This window comes from Microcoleus pseudofavosus SVA1_A4 (assembly GCF_036700565.1).
Taxonomy (GTDB): domain Bacteria; phylum Cyanobacteriota; class Cyanobacteriia; order Cyanobacteriales; family Microcoleaceae; genus Microcoleus.
Map to the genome: position 1 here is coordinate 1 of NZ_JAUBPE010000106.1, position 18,083 is coordinate 18,083.

General features: G+C 46.2%; 13 protein-coding genes and 1 tRNA gene. 8 read left to right on the plus strand and 6 right to left on the minus strand.

Annotated elements, in window-relative coordinates; all coding sequences use genetic code 11:
* Nucleotides 1-138: 138 nt before the first annotated feature.
* Nucleotides 139-294 (minus strand): hypothetical protein, encoded by a 156-nt coding sequence (locus tag QUA02_RS30210; protein WP_333033261.1) that lies wholly within the window; start codon nucleotides 292-294, stop codon nucleotides 139-141.
* Between the two features lie 349 nt (nucleotides 295-643).
* Here QUA02_RS30210 and QUA02_RS30215 point away from each other — a divergent pair, with 349 nt between their 5' ends.
* Nucleotides 644-1,636 carry a ribose-phosphate pyrophosphokinase gene (locus QUA02_RS30215; protein ID WP_333033262.1) on the plus strand — a complete coding sequence of 331 codons (993 nt, stop codon included), beginning with the start codon at nucleotides 644-646 and terminating at the stop codon, nucleotides 1,634-1,636.
* Between the two features lie 376 nt (nucleotides 1,637-2,012).
* Nucleotides 2,013-3,209, plus strand: a complete 1,197-nt coding sequence (locus tag QUA02_RS30220) for a DUF3747 domain-containing protein (RefSeq protein WP_333033263.1) — start codon at nucleotides 2,013-2,015, stop codon at nucleotides 3,207-3,209.
* Nucleotides 3,210-3,406: 197 nt separating this feature from the next.
* On the opposite strand, the gene QUA02_RS30225 is transcribed toward QUA02_RS30220, so the two are convergent.
* The 4 genes from QUA02_RS30225 to QUA02_RS30240 all read right to left on the minus strand — a co-directional run bounded on the left by QUA02_RS30225 (nucleotide 3,407) and on the right by QUA02_RS30240 (nucleotide 9,313).
* Complete coding sequence (locus QUA02_RS30225) at nucleotides 3,407-3,742, minus strand: XisI protein (RefSeq protein WP_333033264.1); 336 nt, start codon at nucleotides 3,740-3,742, stop codon at nucleotides 3,407-3,409.
* Nucleotides 3,743-3,907: 165 nt separating this feature from the next.
* The gene (locus QUA02_RS30230; protein WP_333033265.1) at nucleotides 3,908-4,798 is read right to left on the minus strand and encodes a hypothetical protein; all 891 of its coding nucleotides are present in this window, start codon (nucleotides 4,796-4,798) and stop codon (nucleotides 3,908-3,910) included.
* Entirely contained in the window at nucleotides 4,776-9,101 is a 4,326-nt protein-coding gene (locus QUA02_RS30235; protein ID WP_333033266.1) for an AAA domain-containing protein, read from the minus strand. Before QUA02_RS30235 ends, QUA02_RS30230 begins: the two co-directional genes overlap by 23 nt.
* A 139-nt stretch (nucleotides 9,102-9,240) precedes the next feature.
* Nucleotides 9,241-9,313 (minus strand) — tRNA-His (locus tag QUA02_RS30240).
* A 73-nt stretch (nucleotides 9,314-9,386) separates the two neighbouring features.
* On the opposite strand from QUA02_RS30240, the gene QUA02_RS30245 reads away from it, so the two are divergent.
* The 6 genes from QUA02_RS30245 (at nucleotide 9,387) to QUA02_RS30270 (ending at nucleotide 15,248) form a co-directional block, all read left to right on the plus strand.
* Nucleotides 9,387-9,563, plus strand: a complete 177-nt coding sequence (locus QUA02_RS30245; RefSeq protein WP_333033267.1) for a hypothetical protein — start codon at nucleotides 9,387-9,389, stop codon at nucleotides 9,561-9,563.
* A 238-nt stretch (nucleotides 9,564-9,801) separates the two neighbouring features.
* Complete coding sequence (locus QUA02_RS30250) at nucleotides 9,802-11,328, plus strand: GUN4 domain-containing protein (RefSeq protein ID WP_333033268.1); 1,527 nt, start codon at nucleotides 9,802-9,804, stop codon at nucleotides 11,326-11,328.
* Nucleotides 11,329-11,524: 196 nt separating this feature from the next.
* Nucleotides 11,525-12,208 (plus strand): manganese catalase family protein, encoded by a 684-nt coding sequence (locus QUA02_RS30255; protein ID WP_333033269.1) that lies wholly within the window; start codon nucleotides 11,525-11,527, stop codon nucleotides 12,206-12,208.
* Nucleotides 12,209-12,453: 245 nt separating this feature from the next.
* Nucleotides 12,454-13,188 carry a sirohydrochlorin chelatase gene (locus tag QUA02_RS30260; protein WP_333033270.1) on the plus strand — a complete coding sequence of 245 codons (735 nt, stop codon included), beginning with the start codon at nucleotides 12,454-12,456 and terminating at the stop codon, nucleotides 13,186-13,188.
* A complete protein-coding gene (cobA, locus tag QUA02_RS30265) occupies nucleotides 13,185-13,994 on the plus strand; it encodes a uroporphyrinogen-III C-methyltransferase (protein WP_333033272.1) in 810 nt (269 codons plus the stop codon). Before QUA02_RS30260 ends, cobA begins: the two co-directional genes overlap by 4 nt.
* A gap of 663 nt (nucleotides 13,995-14,657) precedes the next feature.
* Nucleotides 14,658-15,248 (plus strand): cytochrome b, encoded by a 591-nt coding sequence (locus QUA02_RS30270; protein ID WP_333033273.1) that lies wholly within the window; start codon nucleotides 14,658-14,660, stop codon nucleotides 15,246-15,248.
* A 292-nt stretch (nucleotides 15,249-15,540) separates the two neighbouring features.
* Here QUA02_RS30270 and QUA02_RS30275 read toward each other — a convergent pair whose 3' ends face one another.
* Nucleotides 15,541-17,793 (minus strand): transglycosylase domain-containing protein, encoded by a 2,253-nt coding sequence (locus QUA02_RS30275; RefSeq protein WP_333033274.1) that lies wholly within the window; start codon nucleotides 17,791-17,793, stop codon nucleotides 15,541-15,543.
* Between the last annotated feature and the right edge of the window lie 290 nt (nucleotides 17,794-18,083).

Here is an 18,083-nt window from a genome sequence, read left to right on the forward strand (position 1 = left end):
GGACTCTAATTTTCTGTTCATTGTTTTTCGTCAACTTTGCTCTCGATCGCTATATCATACATCAATTCAGCAACGCCTGCTCCGATTCTTAACTTTTTTTACAGTATTTTTCAAGTTTATTGCCTGTTGGTGGCATTTTTATAGCATTGAACCCGGATGCCTTCGGCCTTCGACCGAATTTGGGGTGGCTGCACTTCCAGCCTCGGCCCCCAATTGACTCACGCCAGAATTTTTAGACATCGGGCGCAAAAGTGCGATCGTACTTCTGCCAGTACAGAGTTTGCTAGAGCCCACATTCCACACCCTGGGGTGTCACACAGCATAATTACGCAGAAAACTCTATCTTTAAAGTAATATATTATGCCTTTTTAAAAAAATTATACGTTAATCTACGGTATCCAAGTATAATTCATAGTTTTATTGCTGGATAAAAATAAGTAAAAACCGATTGTGACCGTTAACGATGCCGAATGTGGGGTAGAAACCCGGTTTCTCGGACATACTTCTGCAAGTCCTATTCAGTTCGCCGGCACTTAACACTTGCGACCGCCCCGAAAGTTAAATCTCTCAAAAAATTGGCTGAATATTTCTAGTTTCAGATGGTAAGATGGCGGTGGAATAAACGTCCTGCAAGAGGCCTGCTGTGATCCGTTCTGCTACTTTACCGCTTCCGCTTCCCGAGCCGCCGGTTTCCGCTCACGACCGTCTCCGGCTGTTCTCCGGTTCTGCTAATGTTCCCCTCGCCCAAGAGGTGGCTCGCTATCTGGGGATTGATTTGGGGCCGATGGTTCGCAAGCGGTTCGCTGATGGGGAACTCTACGTTCAAATTCAAGAATCGATTCGGGGTTGCGATGTTTACTTGATTCAGCCAACTTGCTGTCCGGTAAACGATCGCCTCATGGAATTGTTAATTATGATCGATGCTTGTCGCCGCGCTTCGGCCAGACAAATTACAGCCGTCATTCCCTATTACGGATATGCTAGGGCAGACCGCAAAACGGCCGGAAGAGAATCGATTACTGCAAAATTAGTGGCTAATTTGATTACTGAGGCTGGGGCCGGTCGCGTTTTGGCGATGGATTTGCACTCGGCTCAGATACAAGGTTATTTTGACATTCCTTTCGACCACGTTTACGGTTCGCCGGTGCTGTTGGATTATCTGGCGAGCAAGCAATTGACAGATATTGTTGTGGTTTCGCCGGATGTTGGCGGAGTCGCTAGGGCGAGAGCTTTTGCCAAAAAGCTTGGCGATGCTCCCCTGGCAATTATTGACAAGCGCCGCCAAGCTCACAACATCGCTGAAGTGATGAACCTCATCGGTGATGTGAGGGGAAAAACAGCCGTGTTGGTGGACGACATGATCGACACTGCGGGCACGATTTGTGAAGGGGCGAGATTGTTGCGCCGCGAGGGTGCGAGGCAGGTTTATGCTTGTGCTACTCATGCGGTATTTTCGCCTCCGGCGATCGAGCGTTTGTCTAGCGGGGTGTTGGAAGAGGTAATTGTTACGAATACAATTCCTGTGCCTGAAGAGAACCGTTTTAAGCAGTTGACGGTGCTTTCGGTAGCGAATTTGCTCGGAGAAACTATTTGGCGGATTCACGAAGATAGTTCGGTTAGCAGTATGTTCCGCTAGAGGGGAAAGGCACTTTTTGAATGTTTGTTTTAGGGTGCGTTAACCAAGTGTAACGCACCGTTTTTTTTGTAAATAGTGCGATATTTTGCCACCAGCAACGGAGGACACGGCAATGCCGTTTCTTGCTCCCCAAAATAATCGTAGCACGGGCTGCAAGCGGGAGGGCCATCGCCCCCCTCGGATATAACTATCACCCGATTAATTGTAGGGACACGGCACTGCCGTGTCCTGACTGCGGGTAATATTAATTCCGATGCAACCGGAAACGATATCACCGGAACAAGAGATGGTAAAATTCTATCTTGTTGTCACAAGAGCGCGACCTTTTTTATTCTAGATAGGTCTCATAAAAACAAGGGGTAAATAGGGAAAAACTATGAAACATTCACTGGTACGAACAGCGGCCGCACTGGCCGGTTCAGCAATTTTAACACTAGGGGCGATCGGTTCGGCTAAAGCATATACTTTTGACGAAACCGAAATTAACCAAGACCGAGTAATTGCGATCGCACAACCCCGCGCTTTTGGCGGCTACCAATTACTAATTGTAGAACAGGTCACAGACAAGCGGCAGTGCTGGAGCGAAAGCGGCTCTAATCCCGTGAGAGTCGATCCGTTATTAGTTACTTTTGATTTCACCGGCATTTGCGGCCGCGCAACTGACAGCAACGGCTTTTCAATTCGCATGGCCGGCACCGATTTAGCATTAAAATACAGCCTGAGTTTAGAAAGCATTGACGGCAATGTTGTACTAATGGGAACTCCCAACGATCCCAACGCTAAACCGATAATCATCGGCCGCACAAACGGCGATGTTAACGGCTTTATGAAAATCACTCTCGATCCGGCTTGGCGCTTGACTAAAAGAGCTTATCAAGGCCGCACATTAGGTCACTTTTATTTCACTAGCAAGGAACTCGCACCGGGAGAAACTGCCAATACCGGAGGAAATACCGGCGGAAATACCGGAGGAAATACATTCGGAGATATTGCTACCGATATCTACGCTTCCGAAATTAAAGAAGCTGTGGGCCTTGGGTTTGTCGCCGGGTTTTCTCAAGATAATACTTTTAGACCGCAACTTGCTGTTACTAGAGAGCAATTGGTATCTTTAGTATTGGAATCTTTGAAAGGAATACAAGGTGCTAATATAACATTTCCTAGCAGTGTTTCTATCCGTCCCTACAGCGACGTTGATAGCTCGCGCTGGAGTGCCGGAAAAGTTCAATTTGCGCGAGACAATAAGATAGTTAGCGGTTATAAAGATGGAACTTTTAAACCTACGCAGCCAGTCACTCGCGCTGAATTGATGGCGGTGCTCCGTCGAGCGGCGGAATTTGGTTTGTCGGCGCGGGGAATGCAGCCGAATTTAGTTGCTAAAGAGCCGTTTAAAACTTTTTCAGATACTCAGAATCATTGGGCTGCTTCTATTATTACTCAAATGTCTGCTTATTGTTCTGTTGCTTCGTCTCTTAACGAAATTGGCAATCAGTTTGCTCCCGATGATTCTGCAAAGCGGAATTACGCGGCGGCGGCTACTTTGCGGATGCTGAAATGCGTTAAGGCTCAGTAGGATTATTGTAGGGTGCGTCGCCGGCCATGCGAATGCAAAATAATTGAGATTTTCCCAAGTGACGCACCCTACCTGATAATAGTACGTCACAGGAGGAAGTACAAAATAATTGGTGTTTTCTAAAGAGACGCGCCCTATATTAAGTGGACATCTGTCAACTGTCAACTGTCAACTGTCAACTGTCAACTGTCAACTGTTTACGCTACACCGTAATCAGTATACGGTCGTTTGTATGGGGGGTGCAATCCCAAAACAATATCCTCTCTCGGTACTCCCATTTCAACTAATTCCTCCGCAGGATTTTGCTCTGTCAAATTTTGTTGAAGCCAGATTTTTCCATCTTTGATGTCAATGTGAATAATGGTTTGATAAATCCGGGTTAAGTGTTCCCAGCCGACATTCATCCACTGATAATGATCTCGTTCTGTGTCGCAGATAAGTTGCACTTCGACTTCATCATCGGAAACATCGTCTTCGGCATAACGGGTGATTAATGTCTGAACGTACTGACGATATTGAGCTAGTTTGTCCATTGCACAATTACCTCATTTGTTGGTTAATATTTATATGTTACACTATTGTCAAGAACGGGCAAGATGCCCGTTCCTAAACAAGTAATTGAGAAGGGTGCAAGATATCAGTTAATCAGGACTAAAGTCCTCAATACAAACCAGTTCGTAATCAGGAGTTAGTCCTCCTCATATCGTTTCCTTGGGTTTCTTCTTAGATGCCTTTTTAGGAGTTTTCTGGAGTGGGATTGTCTCTGATTCTTGCTGTGCGATGTCTGGGGTTACTTTACACAAGTCGTTCAAGGAAAGTTTTTGTTGTGATTCGAGTTCGTTTAGCAAGTTTGATGCTGTTTCTAATATTTGCTTTCCCTGTCGGACTTGAATAGTTGTTTTATCTTCGATCGCATCTAACAACAAAAAAATCGAAACTGTTTGCCAAATCTCTAAATCGTCGCCGATGACATCGCACTCAGACACAATTTTGCCGTTTTCGGGGACGTGAATTCCTAAGCCGGAAGCTTGAATTAACGGCTGGATTTCTGCTATAGTTAAATTGGCAAGGTCGGAAATTTTATGTTCGAGCGATACTAAATCTGCTAAATCTGGTAAGTTGACCGATTCTGCGGCTAAAGCATCGAATTTAAAAGTAAGAGTTTGATTTAAAGGATCGGAAATGGCATAAAGTGATTGAATTTGCGATCGACTAACGGCACCTTTCTCGAAAAAATCTCTGCCTTGCGGGGCGATCGCAATTTTGCCATTTTCAGACACCTCCAAGATTTCCAAACTAACGAGAGTCGCAGCCGCAGTCTTCACAAAAATCTCGTCTAACCCCAGTAAATCCGCCAATTCCTTCAAAGTTGGCGCAGGTTCAAACTCGACGCCCGCCCGCAAAATGAACTCTTCCAACACGTTAAACTCGCGGGGTTCGCTAACCGACACCTCCAGCGGAGTTTGGCGGATTGCAAAGCGAAATTGACGCGCCGCCAACACCGACAAACCCGGATTTTGTTGCTCAATTTGTGCCGCTAGCGAACTTAAATTCGAGTCGATTTCTTTAGTTGAGGACGCTAGAAACATCTACAAAACCTCCGCAGTGACGCACCGTTTTTGAAACTTCCTGATACATTTTTCCCACAGTACCTGTTTGTTGGGTAAATAAATCGTGACAGCCGACAACTACCAGCAATTCTTGAGCGCGGGAAAATGCCACATTCACCCGTTCCGGTTCCTTAGCAAATCCGATATCGCCCCTAACATTATTGCACACTGTGCTGACAATAATTACAGGTCTTTCCATGCCTTGGAATATGTCAACCGTACCAGTGCGGATGCTCAAAGACGGAAATCTTTCGGCTTCGATTCTGTCTTTAATTGCATTCAATTGAGCGCCGTAAAAAGTGATAATTCCTATTTCTTTGGGCGGTTCGCCGATCGCAACTTTGGACTGCCAAGCAGCCTCCATTTGCTCGCACAAACGCTCGATCGCATCAATCTCCTTGACATTCAACCGCGAAGTACCCTGTTTTTCCTCCTCAAACCCTTGTCCCACAGGCGTTTTCACCCACAGGATATGATTGTTTTCTTGAATGATTTTGCCTGCGAGGTTGTGGGCGCGCTTGGTGTCTGCTTCCTGAATGCCGCAGTTGAGTTTTTGCTGGTAAAACTGATTGATTGCACCCATAATTTGCGGGTGCATTCGATACTGAGTTGTCAGCATTTTTTTGATGCTGTCGCTGGCATTTTCAAACAAAACTTTAAACAAAGATTCTTTTATGAAGCTAAGTTCATCTCCGGTACAGCCGATGTCTTCGGCGATATCGTCGATCGTACTTTGATTGAACATCGGCGGCAATTGCCTGTGATCGCCCACTAATACTAATTTTCTGCCTTTCAAAGCGGGAATCAATAACTCTGGCGGCGTACATTTGCTAACTTCGTCAATGATGACTGCATCAAAGCTGGGAAAGTTTTTACTAAAATCGAAGCTAGCAGCTTGCACGCAAGTAATGCCGATTACGTTAGCATTGTCAATATAAATTTGCTTTAAATCGTTGCGGTCTTTTTCGGATGGATTGCGGAGTTTTTGAATCCAATCAGTCACAAAGTTTTGAGAACGATTTAGGGCGGTTTCTTCTTGTTCTAACTTCCGCTGCCAAGTTTTGAATAGACGCTTAATTTTGCTTAAAAACTCGCTGCTGAACAATCCTGTACTCGGAACTTCTGGTCGGTATTTTTCCGGGATATTTTGCCATGCTGACTCCCACCACTTTCTCTCAGCAAGTAATGCTGCTGTCGGTTGCTGCTGTTGCAGTTGAGCGGTAATTTCGCTCAATTCTGTTTGAAGTTCTGCGAGTTGCTGCTGCGAAGTTGCGGCGGCCGTTTGCAGCGGAGATAAATGCTCGTCAAGAGTGTTTTTTATCGTCTCCAAAATGCCAAAAGGGTCTAAGTCAGCAATCGATTTTTCAAGCTGAACCGCGCTGGCTTTCCAAGCCTCAACTTGCTTGACAAAATGCTGCGGTTGCTCCCAAATATTCGATTTTTGTGTGAGATATTGTTCGGCTAAAATCCGCAATTTTTCCGGTACGTTTGGCTGTCGGGCAATTGCTTGCAATAGATTGGTAACTTCGCTAATTTTTAAGTTCGCCTCTTGCTGCGCTGTTTCTACCTGAAGTTTAGCGGCGGATATTTGCTGCTGGTTCACGGTTTGACCAATTTTATCTAATAGCTGTTGCTGTTTTATAAGCTGCTGTTCGGTTTCGGTTTTCAGGGGAACCACGCACTGACGCGCATTTGCGAGGATGCTGTGCAGCAATTCTTTGACTAGGCGATCGAAGGTAGCTTGGATATGATTTGGCTGCAATGATTGACTGTAAAATTGTTGAATGCTACTTAAGAAAGTGGCAGTTTTTTCAATTATAAATTTGCGCTGACTTGGGCTGACTTGAGAATAGCTGTCGAAGTCTTTGGCTAGTTGCTGCCACTGCGTACGATCGCCCGCAGCGAGCACGATCGGCGTTTGACTCAAATTTAGGTGCAAAAACTCGCTAAACCGGAACTGCTGCCCTTGTATATCCTTAAAACCGCCGTTTGCTTCGTGGGATACCGCGTTTCGCAACCGATCCAAATCGGGCAAATTGACTTTGCATTTGGGCGGCACGATCGGCAATTTGAGCGATCGGGCAATTTTCAGAAGTCCCACGGGCAATTCTACCATTTCATCCGTCAGGATCGCGCCCGTTTCCCAGCAAGATTTCACAACTTCATAAAGTCCCGTATCCGCTGTCTCGATCCACTCTGCAACGGCGACAACAACGGTGGCAATTTCCGCTTTTCGCAGTTCCAAATTCTTGATTTTCTGTTCGAGATTGTGGCGGTGTGTCTGATTTTGCCGATCGCCCAATTCGAGTTGATTCACAGCATCAGACATCTGCCGCGACACCCGCAACGACTCCGAAACCGCCGACATAGCGTGACAAACATCATCAGCGCGATCGAATGCCGCCTTAAATTCCGACAGTTGCGCTGCTACAGTTTCCCGCAGCCAAACCGCAATCCCAAACGCACCGCAAGCAGGGCGATCGAAGCCTATTTGAGTAGCATTGCTGGCGCATATCCGCACATTTGCCATAAAGTTTTCGACTAAAACATTGCCTTCAGAATAAGGTTTTAGCCTGGGCATAAACTCGGCAACTTCTGGAGATTCCCAGTTCACCTGCGGCGCATCCAGCAGATTTTCCAGCCCCGCAACAACCGATTCAATCTCGCTTTTGTCGGTTAAAATCAGTTCATAAGCTGTTGCTTGTTCGTTCCACTTTTCCTCAAAACTTGCCTTACTCTCGTGCAAGTGTTTTAGTTTATTGAAAAAAGCTTTTTCAGCCGTAAAATAAGCTGTAAATCGCTCTGATTCTGCCAGCAACTGCCGCAAAGACTTGACATTAGTCAAACGCTGCGAGAGCTTTTGTTCGCAGTCAGTCGCCGTATTTTGCAGCCAAGTGCCGATCGCGTTTTCCTCCAAAAACGGCTGCCCTTCTTCATGCACCTTATGAGCTTTTCCCTTCCGCAAAGCCCGAATCGCCGGATTGTGAACTAACCGACTCAAAGCATTATCTACAGCCAAATTAGCCTGAGAAGCAATCAGAGTTTTGCCGCCCTGACGGGCAATTTGATAGCAAATTTCCGCAATCACAGTCGTTTTTCCCGTTCCCGGCGGCCCTTGAATCAAAATCAAATCCCGCGCCGAAAGCACCGTTTCTACGGCCGCAAGTTGGTCGTCATTAGCATTGGGATTTAATAAATTTTCCCGATCCAATTTTATCAATTTTTCCGGGCTTCTCGCCTGAGAAGAATCGAATAAAAATTCGCTCAAATAGGGATTTTGAGCGCGACCATCGGTCAGCATTTTTAAAGCTTTTTTCTTGCGTTCGATTTGACTGATATCGCCCGCCGCCTCAAAATACAAGAATCCTTGTTTGGGTAGTTGATATCTGCCGCCCGCCATGCGATCGCCCAAATCAACATCTAACTTAATGCGTAATTTACCATGTTCAAAGTCTATTTCGGCGATGCTACCCAACGTCTCTCCATCTCGGCTGCTTCTGCTTCCGGGCGGCGAATCAAACAGAATAATCTCTTCATTTCTGGCTTTTTTCAGCCTTTCGCGAAAGTCGCTCAATTCTAAGGAATTTTCATCATAGCCGTCAAGAGTTGCGGAATTACGATCGATTTCAAAAGTAACGATTTTGAAGCCGGAACCGTAATTGTGACCGCGAAAAGGTACGCAAAATTGACGCGCTTCGGCGATGCGTTTTTCAACATTTAAAAAAGTGTGCCAAACTTTAAGCTGTTCGGTAGTCGGTATGTGTCTGTCGTCCCAAAACGGCATTTGTTGGACGCGGGCGATCGACTTTACAGGAATTGGCGATGGCTTACGCCCCGCTACGCTACGACTGTTAGCCAAAAGTCGCAACTGAACCGGCAAACCATACCCATCTTTCCTGCCTCTGGGAACCGCCACCAAACCAGCATCCAGAAGTTTCAAACCGCCGATTCCGTCTTCACAGCGTACAGTTGCTAACAATCGCAAAGTGCGATCGGCTTTTTGCAGCAATTGAGGTAATTCAAAATCATCTCCATCCGTAGCAAGAATCAACTCCCAGATTTCCTCTTCCGAAAATCTTTCATTTATCTTTTGGCGGCGCACATAGAAAAGACTGGGGGATTCGCCGGCTATCTCCGACATCAGAAGTTCCGCACGATCTCTGCATTCCCAATCGCAATATTTCGCTACAGCCACTTCTCCTTCTATATCGCGAATAAACTTATTAATTGTGCGATCGCCGCTAAATTTATATCCCCAATCTTCTGCTACTAAAGATGGCATATTTTGATTTCTGATTTTTGATTGGAGATTTTAGATTAGCACATCGGAACTTGTGCCGACTCAACCGCTAAATCCCAAAGATTAAGGTGCGCCGAAGCGCGCCCGGAGGCGACCTCATCAAACAGTTCAGAATTTAAAGGGCGAATGATGGGAATTGAACCCACGAATGGTGGTACCACAAACCACTGCCTTAACCACTTGGCTACACTCGCCGTGTTGTTTTTTACTATAGCATCTAACTTTAGCACAAGTCTAGGGGTAAGGCAAAAATATTTCAAAATATTTTTGAGCGTCCCTGAACCCGATCGCTCCACAAAGCCTCAAATTCAGACACAGTATGAGTTTAGCACAATTTTGCGCGACTTTTCGGGCGATCGGCAACACGAGCGCACCCCAACAGCAGCGCCGCCCGACATCGGCAGCCCTCCCGGCCTCCCGATTCGGTCGGGCGCATTACAATAGCCTCATAAGCCTAAGCGCATTTAAATTTTACCAAGTTTGATGAAACTCACATCTTGCACCATTCTCAAGAACAGGCAAGATGCCTGTTCCACAAGAAAATTCATCTCTTGTGGAACAGGCATCTTGCCTGTTCCAAAAAGAATGAGTTTTCTTGTGGGGTGGGCCCTCCTAGCCCGCCCATAAAAGCCTGATTGAGAATCGTGAATCTAAAATCTAAAATATAAAATCTAAAATCCCTATGAGTTACTGCCTCAATCCAGAATGTCAAAAACCCGAAAACTCGAACACCGCAGAACATTGCTTAAACTGCGGATATAACCTTTTACTCAGACAGAGATATCGCCCCATTCAACTCTTAGGTAAAGGCGGATTCGGCAAAACTTTTCTAGCAGTCGATCGAGACATCCCATCTCAACCCCGCTGTGCAGTCAAGCAATTTCATTTTTACGATCGCAACCCCGAAAATTTCAACAAAGCCGTTGAATTATTTCGCCAAGAAGCCGTCCGTTTAGACGAACTCGGAAAACACCCGCAAATCCCCACATTATTAGCGGGCTTTGAACAAGAAGGCCTAATTTATTTAGTTCAAGAGTTTATAGACGGGCCGACTCTCAAACAAGAATTAGACGAGAGTGTATACGGTGAAGATAGAATTTGGCAACTGCTGCAAGACTTATTGCCCGTGCTGCAATTTATCCACGACAAGCGCGTCATTCACCGGGACATCAAACCAGAAAATATTATCCGCCGCCAGTCGGACAACAAACCCGTATTGATCGATTTTGGCATTGCCAAACTGCTGACTGATACAGCGATACTCCGTCCAGCAACGCTCATCGGCAGTCAAGATTATGTAGCTCCCGAACAAATGCGCGGCAGAGTATTTCCTGCTAGCGACCTTTACAGTTTAGGTGTTACTTGCATTCGCCTGATGACGCAAGTTCCTCCTTTGGATATGTACGACTGCAACAGCGAGCGCTGGTGGTGGCGCGATTTTCTCCCCAAAGGCACGAGTATTAGCGGCGAGTTAGGTGAAATTTTAGATAAATTGCTGCAAACTCATCTCAATCAGCGGTACAGTTTTGCTGCGGAAGTTTTGCAAGATATCAATGCAGCTTTAGATATGCGCGATCGCAGTTTGCTTTTGCCCAAAATGCCGATCGCCCCTACTCTCAGTAATAGCGACAACTCAGCAGATATCACCGCGCCCCTAACTCCCGATCCTCCCATTTCAGCCACAAAATCCGCTGCCAATTCGCCAGAAACTTTTTCCTTATCTGTTACTTCAAATCTCGATCCGACCATAATTTCTGCACGGGGAGTTGATTATACCAAATTGCGGGATTTTTTGTCAAACAAAAAGTGGAAAGAAGCCGATCGCGAAACTTGGGCCCTGATGTGTCAGTCTCTCTCGCTGCAACCGGGAACTGCGCTAGAAATTCGCCAAATTTACCAGCTACCCTGCGAAGATTTGCAAACACTCGATCGCCTTTGGCTGCACTACAGTCAAGGTCGGTTTGGCTTCAGCGTCCAAAAGCAGATTTACGAAAGCGTTAAGGGAGACTATATCAGATTTTGCGATCGGGTCAACTGGTCGACATACAACTCTGCTACTGCTTTAGGGCAGATTAAATTTAGTCAGCAAGCACCAATCGGACACCTCCCCTCTCGCAGTTGGGTTGGCGGCATTCAGTGGCTGCGACACCTCGATGCCCTGTCAGCAAAATTAACCGAGTGCGACAATAATGCTGCTCCTAAATTGTAATTTTGTCTACCGAATAACTAACTAAAATTTTAAGTTTAAACTCTATCTGAAAGCAGAGAAATTTGTCTCGTTAGATGTAACCAGCGACCGAGGTTCGGTGCGATCGCTTGTCGCACAATGGTTGGTGAAGGTGAACACAGTTACAAGTCTGCAATCCTCAGACTGTAACAACAGAATTAAAGAGAGGTATCGATCCATGTTTTTTCACAAAAAACAATTAATGGCTGCCGTGACAGTAGACGAAGCCAACCCCCGTTTTGCCCAATTGCTGTTAGAACAGTTTGGCGGAGCAACCGGAGAACTGACAGCAGCTCTGCAATACTGGGTGCAGTCCTTTCACTGTGAAGATGCAGGGATTAAGGATATGCTCCAAGATATTGCAATAGAAGAATTCAGCCACTTAGAAATGGTGGGGCAACTCATAGAAATGCACACCAAAAACGTTGACCAAACAGAAGCTTACAAAAGCACTTTGTTTGCCGTGCGCGGCGTAGGCCCGCACTTGTTAGACAGCCAAGGTCAAGCTTGGACAGCAGCTTATATCAACGAAGGTGGGGATGTGGTGCGCGATTTGCGCGCTGATATTGCTGCAGAAGCAGGAGCTCGCCAAACCTACGAAGAGTTGATTAAACTAGCACCGGATATGGGAACGAAAAAGACCCTCCATTTTCTGCTGACTCGCGAAATTTCTCACACTCAAATGTTCATGAAAGCTCTGGAAGCGCTGGGCAAACTTACCGATCCGATGTTCGGCAATATTCCGCCAGATTCTACTGTGGATCTCTACTTTAACTTGTCAACAAATGGCAAGGATGAACGCGGGCCTTGGAACTCTAAACCGACTTTCGAGTACATCGCCGATCCCGCTCCCAAAGGTTAATGTGAGATTTGTCTAGGCTGTGTGGCTTAGAAGATTTAAGCCCAGTATTAAGTAATTTTTAAGCCGCGCACCTTCTTTTGTAAGGTGGGCGGCTTAGAAGATTTAAGCCCAGTGTTGAGTAATTTTCAAGCCGCGCACCCTACGATATCGAATTTTTGTGTTGAGTATTTTTTAAGTCACGCGCCCTACGGTGTTATAATTATTTGAAATCCCGATCGAACATTAACATCAAATCCATATTGAAATTGCGATCGACCTATTTATTAGTTTCTCACGGCAGCCGCGACCCCAGACCCCAACTAGCTTTGGAAAACCTAAGTCAACTGCTGTCTCAAAATTTTGCTGACTCGTCCCCCGCAGTAGCAACCGCCACCCTAGAACTCGGTCCAGCGCCCCTCCACGAACAAATTTGCAGTTTTGGCGATCGTACTCTGTCGCTGGGACTGACAGAATTGCAAATCCTGCCTGTATTTTTATTGCCGGGAGTTCACGTCGCCGAAGACATACCGGCAGAGGTGGAAATTGCCAAAAAAAATTTTGGTGACAAGCTAAAAATTGCATTGCGCCCGCATTTAGGTTCCCAAACAGCAGGCTTAACAAAATTGGTAAAAAGTCAGATGCAAGAGGTGGCTTTTCTCCCCAATCTGCGATCGCCAAAATGGATTTTATTATCTCACGGCAGCCGTCGCCCCGGAGGTAACTCGACAGTTGAGGAAATCGCCAGCCAACTCGGTGCACAGACAGCTTATTGGTCGGTAAAGCCGAGTTTGGAAGAGCAAATTGACAGTTTGGTTCGTGGTGGACAGCAGCAAATAGGAATTGTGCCATACTTCTTATTTAATGGAGGAATTACAGATGCGATCGCCAAAAATGTCGCACAGCTAAAGCAGCAATTTCCTGCGGCAGAACTTCATCTCGCAAATCCTCTAGGCGCAAGTGTAGAATTAGCAGACTTAATTGGGGATTTAATTCAAAAATGAACCGCAGTGGCACAGAAGAGGTAAAGGAAGCAAGAAAAATGTCTTTAGGCAAAGTGTATTTAGTAGGTGCGGGACCCGGAGATCCGGGTTTGATGACCTTGAAGGGAAAAGCTCTGTTAGAGTGCGCGGATGTGGTGATTTACGACGCTTTAGTCAGCCCTCAAATTTTGGCAGCAATCAACCCCCAAGCAGAACGAATTGATGCCGGAAAACGCAAAGGCCGTCACTCGTTAATGCAGGACGAAACAACTCAGTTAATGATAGAAAAAGCTGGAGATAATGCGATCGTAGTTCGTCTCAAAGGCGGCGATCCGTTTATCTTCGGCCGCGGCGGCGAAGAAATGGAAGAGTTGGTAAAAGCTGGAGTGTCGGTAGAAGTAGTGCCCGGTGTCACTTCTGGAATTGCGGCCCCTGCTTATGCGGGAATTCCTTTAACACACCGATCGTACAGTTCCTCAGTCACCTTTGTCACCGGTCACGAATCAGCGGGAAAATATCGACCGGAGGTAAATTGGCAGGCGATCGCCCGCGGCTCCGAAACTATTGTAGTATACATGGGAATCCACAATTTGCCTTACATTATCGGCCAGTTGACCGCAGCCGAATTGAGTGCAGAAACGCCTATAGCATTAGTGCGCTGGGGAACGCGGCCGGAACAAGAAGAATTGATCGGGACTTTGGGTACAATTGTAGAGCAAGTTGAGGCGACCGGATTTGCAGCACCTGCGATCGCAGTAATCGGAAATGTCGTCAATTTGCACTCGATATTGTCTGGCTGTCGGCCAGTTTCTCAGACTGTAGAATAACCGGGAGGATGGGGTCAGAAGCGCTCTAATTTCGATCGCTTTGATTTCGCTCCCTCTGATTTGGCTTGCAAGCGGGGACGTTCGCACGCTCGATGTCATTCCGATGTCATTTTTGGACGCATCAATGACATATTTATGTCATTGCTCGCTCTTGAGCGTTAGCTTTCGCCCTCTATTATGAAAGCTATCGCAGCATCTGTTGTTCATGGGTTTTGCGTCCAGCACTGGAGGCCACCGAAAGCGCGCGGAAAATCTCGCCGTTTGTTGGCAGTCATCGCGTGTTGTTAGGCGATAATTTGATAATATTTTTTTTGGTCGTTTTTTGAGGCTTTTTTTCCAAAGTTCCGTTGCATAACTGTTTGTTTTGATTCCTGTACTGCAATATAAACTATTTTCTCCTTTGCCTTGGTCGCCAAAAACCTACAATTTTTTTTTTAAAATCAATGGTCGATCTGAGATTTATACAACTTGCATATATTGAATGACCGCGCCCAAAAATGGATACAAGTCCCCGACTTAAATCGTGGAGATATAAAAATTTTAGACCCTAGTTCATGCTTCCAGATTCATCTGTCGAGTAAATCTAAAATCTACAATCTAAAATCTAAAGTATAAAATCGACTGACAGAACCAAAACACCATTCAATGTTTACGAGGTATTCGATGAGTTCCAAATTAGTTCCGCAAGCAACAAAGACCCCGCCTAGAGCCAATTCAGCCTTCAAGCAATTATGGTCAATGCACGCGGTGATGGCAACCTGTTATCTGCTGCTGTTGGTTGGGGGATTTTGGATGGTTAAAATGCCAGACAATACACCATTACAAGGCAACGCTTATACTTTGCATAAATCGATTGGGGTGTTGACAATTGGATTGCTAACTTGGCGTATTTTCATTTTGCAGCGAGTTTGGTGGCGTAAGTATACGCGCCGCCTCCCCAAGTTTACAGGTGAGTGGATTCGCACGTTTCTACTGCACGCGGCAATTTATCTGTTTATGCTAGCGGTTCCTCTGAGCGGAGTTTTCCTCTCTAATTCCTATAAAAGCGGGCATATCCATTTCTTTTGGCTGGCAACCTTGCCAGATATTTTTCCTCAAAATGCAGCGGTTGTAGATTTTGCAGGAGATTTACATTTCTGGATTGCTTATACTTTCCTGGCTTTTATTGTACTGCACGCGATCGACCAACGAAAATATGTGCGATCGCTTTGGAGACGAACAACCCAAGCCCTGAAAAAATCATCGCTCAGTTAATCTTAATCAGCCTTAGAATCAATAACGTATTGATGTCATTGCTCGCGGGGAGCGTTAGCTTTCGATCAGTTTCTCAGACTGTAGAATAAATTTAAATATTGCATCTGCAGTCATTAGTCATTGGTAAAACGACTAAGCTAATCCGCATTTAAATTACACGGTAAAATAAACTTTTACTCTTGTGGTGTGGGCAAAAAAGCCCGCCCTCAACATACAATTTAAATGCACAACCGCTTACTAACTAATGACTAATGACTAATGACTAATGACTAATGACTAATGACTAATGATTTCAACGCGCCACTTCCCGCATATACTCCCCCCACAACTGAGCGGCATTTGCACTACCTCCCGCAGTCGGAGAATTATCATCATTTCCCAACCAAACTCCTGTCACGAGTTGCTGACTCGGAATATAACCGACAAACCACAAATCTCTATTATCATTAGTCGTGCCTGTTTTTCCAGCTTCTCCCAACCCCAAAGCAGCACTGCTACCCGTACCTCCCCGCACAACACCTTGCAGCATATCAGTCATGGTATCCGCTACGCCTTCAGAAACTAACTGCCGATTGGCAATGCCATCTTTTTGATAGTCATAAATCACGCGGCAACTGTTAAAATCATTTCGATCTTTGCAATCGCTGCTGTCAATAATTCGCTTGATTACGTGAGGGCGATTGCCCAAACCCCGGTTCGCCAAAACCCCGAACGCACCAGTTAATTGCAATACGTTAACTTCACTTTCACCTAATACTAAACCCGGGTTAGAACGCAGTTCAGATGTAATCCCCAAACGTCTGGCCATTCCCACTACATTGTCTAAACCGACATCTTGTGCTACTCTCAAAGCAATTGCATTTTCCGACTGTGCTAAACCCCGATACATATCAGCAGTGCCGCTGGTTCTTTCGCAGCCGCTGTAACTTTGTCCGCCCCAGGAAAGCGGCTCGCAAGAATAAGTTTTGCTCGCTGGTATTCCGCGTTCCAGGGCGGCTGCATAGGTGAAAATCTTAAATGTAGAACCTGGCTGTCTCAAAGCTTGGGTAGCCCGATTAAACTGACTTTGCAAATAATCTACGCCACCAACTAAAGCTAAGACTTCCCCAGTTCCAGTATTGAGAGTTACCACGGCTCCTTGAGAAAAACCTGCACTCGCTCCGACATTTTCTACAGCATTTTTTAGGGAAGCTTCAGCCACTTTTTGCAGGCCGGGATTCAAACCTGTTTCTACAATAAAATTGCCTTCTCGGGCTAATTGCTCCCCCAGCAAAAACTCCAATTCGTCAAATACATAACTGTAGAAATAAGGAGCGATCGTACTTTGCAGATATTGGCGGGCTTTGGGATTGATCTCAATTCGCGATCGCCTCGCGCGATCGGCTTCTTCCTGAGAAACCGTCCCCAGTGCGCGCATTCGTTCGATCACCCGATCGCGGTACTGCACCGCCAACTGATAATTTTGAATCGGATTAAAACTGTTGGGCGCAGGCAAAATTCCCGCCAAAGTTGCCGCCTCTGACAAAGTTAAATCCTTCGCCGACTTGCCAAAATAAAACCGAGACGCATCCTCAAAACCGTAAAGGTCAATTCCCAAAAACACGCGATTTAAATAAGTCAGCAATAGCTCGTCTTTGCTGTAATAATTCTCCAGTTTAAAAGCCACTACAGCTTCCCGCAACTTGCGTCCCGCCGAATCTTGAGTTCCCACATAATCTCTAAACAAACTCCTCGCCAACTGCTGCGTCAGAGTGCTACCACCTTCACGAATTCCGCCCCCGCGAACATTAGTTAAAAGTGCTCGCAAAACGCCCAGCGGATCTACCCCCAAATGCCAATTGTAGCGGCTGTCTTCTGAAGCAAGTACCGCCTTGGATAAATAAGGCGAAAAATCCTGCAATTTTTTTAATTCTAAGTGAGCGTTATTCTGAGGAGGACGCAGCGGAGTTTGCCCGTCGCGGGCGTAAACAATCACGGGGCCATTGATACTTCTCGGCAGAGGCCGCACGTGAAACTTGGTCGATTCCATACCTACCAACACCGCAATCAAAGCGGTGATGCCGCTGACGCCGTAAAAGCTGTAACGCACAAGTTCCAAATACCAAGGCGGCGGATCTACGTACTGAACTCTGACAGCGGCGGCTAGTTCCGGCGGGCCTAAAGTGAACACGTCTCCGTGACGCAGCGACATACTTTTAACTCGCCTTTTGCCGCTGTAAATGCCGTTGGTGGAGTCTTCATCTTTGATGACAAAAGGAGTCCGCCGCCGAGTATCCCGCGACAGGGATAAGTGTACGTGACTGACAACGGGATTGCGAACTACAATATCTGAAGATTTGGACGATCGACCTAACAAATATCGATCGCCCAACAGCGGATAAACCTCAGCTTTAGCTGCACCCGCATCCTGCACCCACAGTTCGGGTACTTTGGCGTTCGGTTTCAGCGCTAGCTGGTTAAAATTAACCTTGGCAATAGTCTGGACTGCTTGGGTAATCGCACCCAAGACGGTTTGAGGTTTGCGGGGCGGCTGCGGTGGGGTCATATTTCGCTGTGCACTACGATCGAGCGATCGGCTCTTGCACCATTCTACTCGCAACTTTTGGCTAATTTCAGGATCTGTCCACACTCTCTTAGCGATAGTCGGCTAGTGGCGATCGATTTTGGGGTTATTGGTGAACCTGCAAGGCGAGCCGTTTATTGAGCGAATCTTCACCCAACCACAAAAAATCCCCCTCTCACCAGATAATTAAATTATCTAGGACTTACGCATTGACAAAAAGCATTATCTATGTACTCTCGGCCATAGCATCACTCTGAAGGTTCGCAAAAATA

What these genes read in the sequence shown, in the direction of transcription:
- QUA02_RS30220 (WP_333033263.1), top strand. Translation starts at nt 2,013, where the DNA reads ATGAAACATTCACTGGTACGAACAGCGGCCGCACTGGCCGGTTCAGCA.
- QUA02_RS30225 (WP_333033264.1), bottom strand. Translation starts at nt 3,742, where the DNA reads ATGGACAAACTAGCTCAATATCGTCAGTACGTTCAGACATTAATCACC.
- QUA02_RS30230 (WP_333033265.1), bottom strand. Translation starts at nt 4,798, where the DNA reads ATGTTTCTAGCGTCCTCAACTAAAGAAATCGACTCGAATTTAAGTTCG.
- QUA02_RS30235 (WP_333033266.1), bottom strand. Translation starts at nt 9,101, where the DNA reads ATGCCATCTTTAGTAGCAGAAGATTGGGGATATAAATTTAGCGGCGAT.
- QUA02_RS30250 (WP_333033268.1), top strand. Translation starts at nt 9,802, where the DNA reads ATGAGTTACTGCCTCAATCCAGAATGTCAAAAACCCGAAAACTCGAAC.
- QUA02_RS30255 (WP_333033269.1), top strand. Translation starts at nt 11,525, where the DNA reads ATGTTTTTTCACAAAAAACAATTAATGGCTGCCGTGACAGTAGACGAA.
- cobA (WP_333033272.1), top strand. Translation starts at nt 13,185, where the DNA reads ATGAACCGCAGTGGCACAGAAGAGGTAAAGGAAGCAAGAAAAATGTCT.
- QUA02_RS30270 (WP_333033273.1), top strand. Translation starts at nt 14,658, where the DNA reads ATGAGTTCCAAATTAGTTCCGCAAGCAACAAAGACCCCGCCTAGAGCC.
- QUA02_RS30275 (WP_333033274.1), bottom strand. Translation starts at nt 17,793, where the DNA reads ATGACCCCACCGCAGCCGCCCCGCAAACCTCAAACCGTCTTGGGTGCG.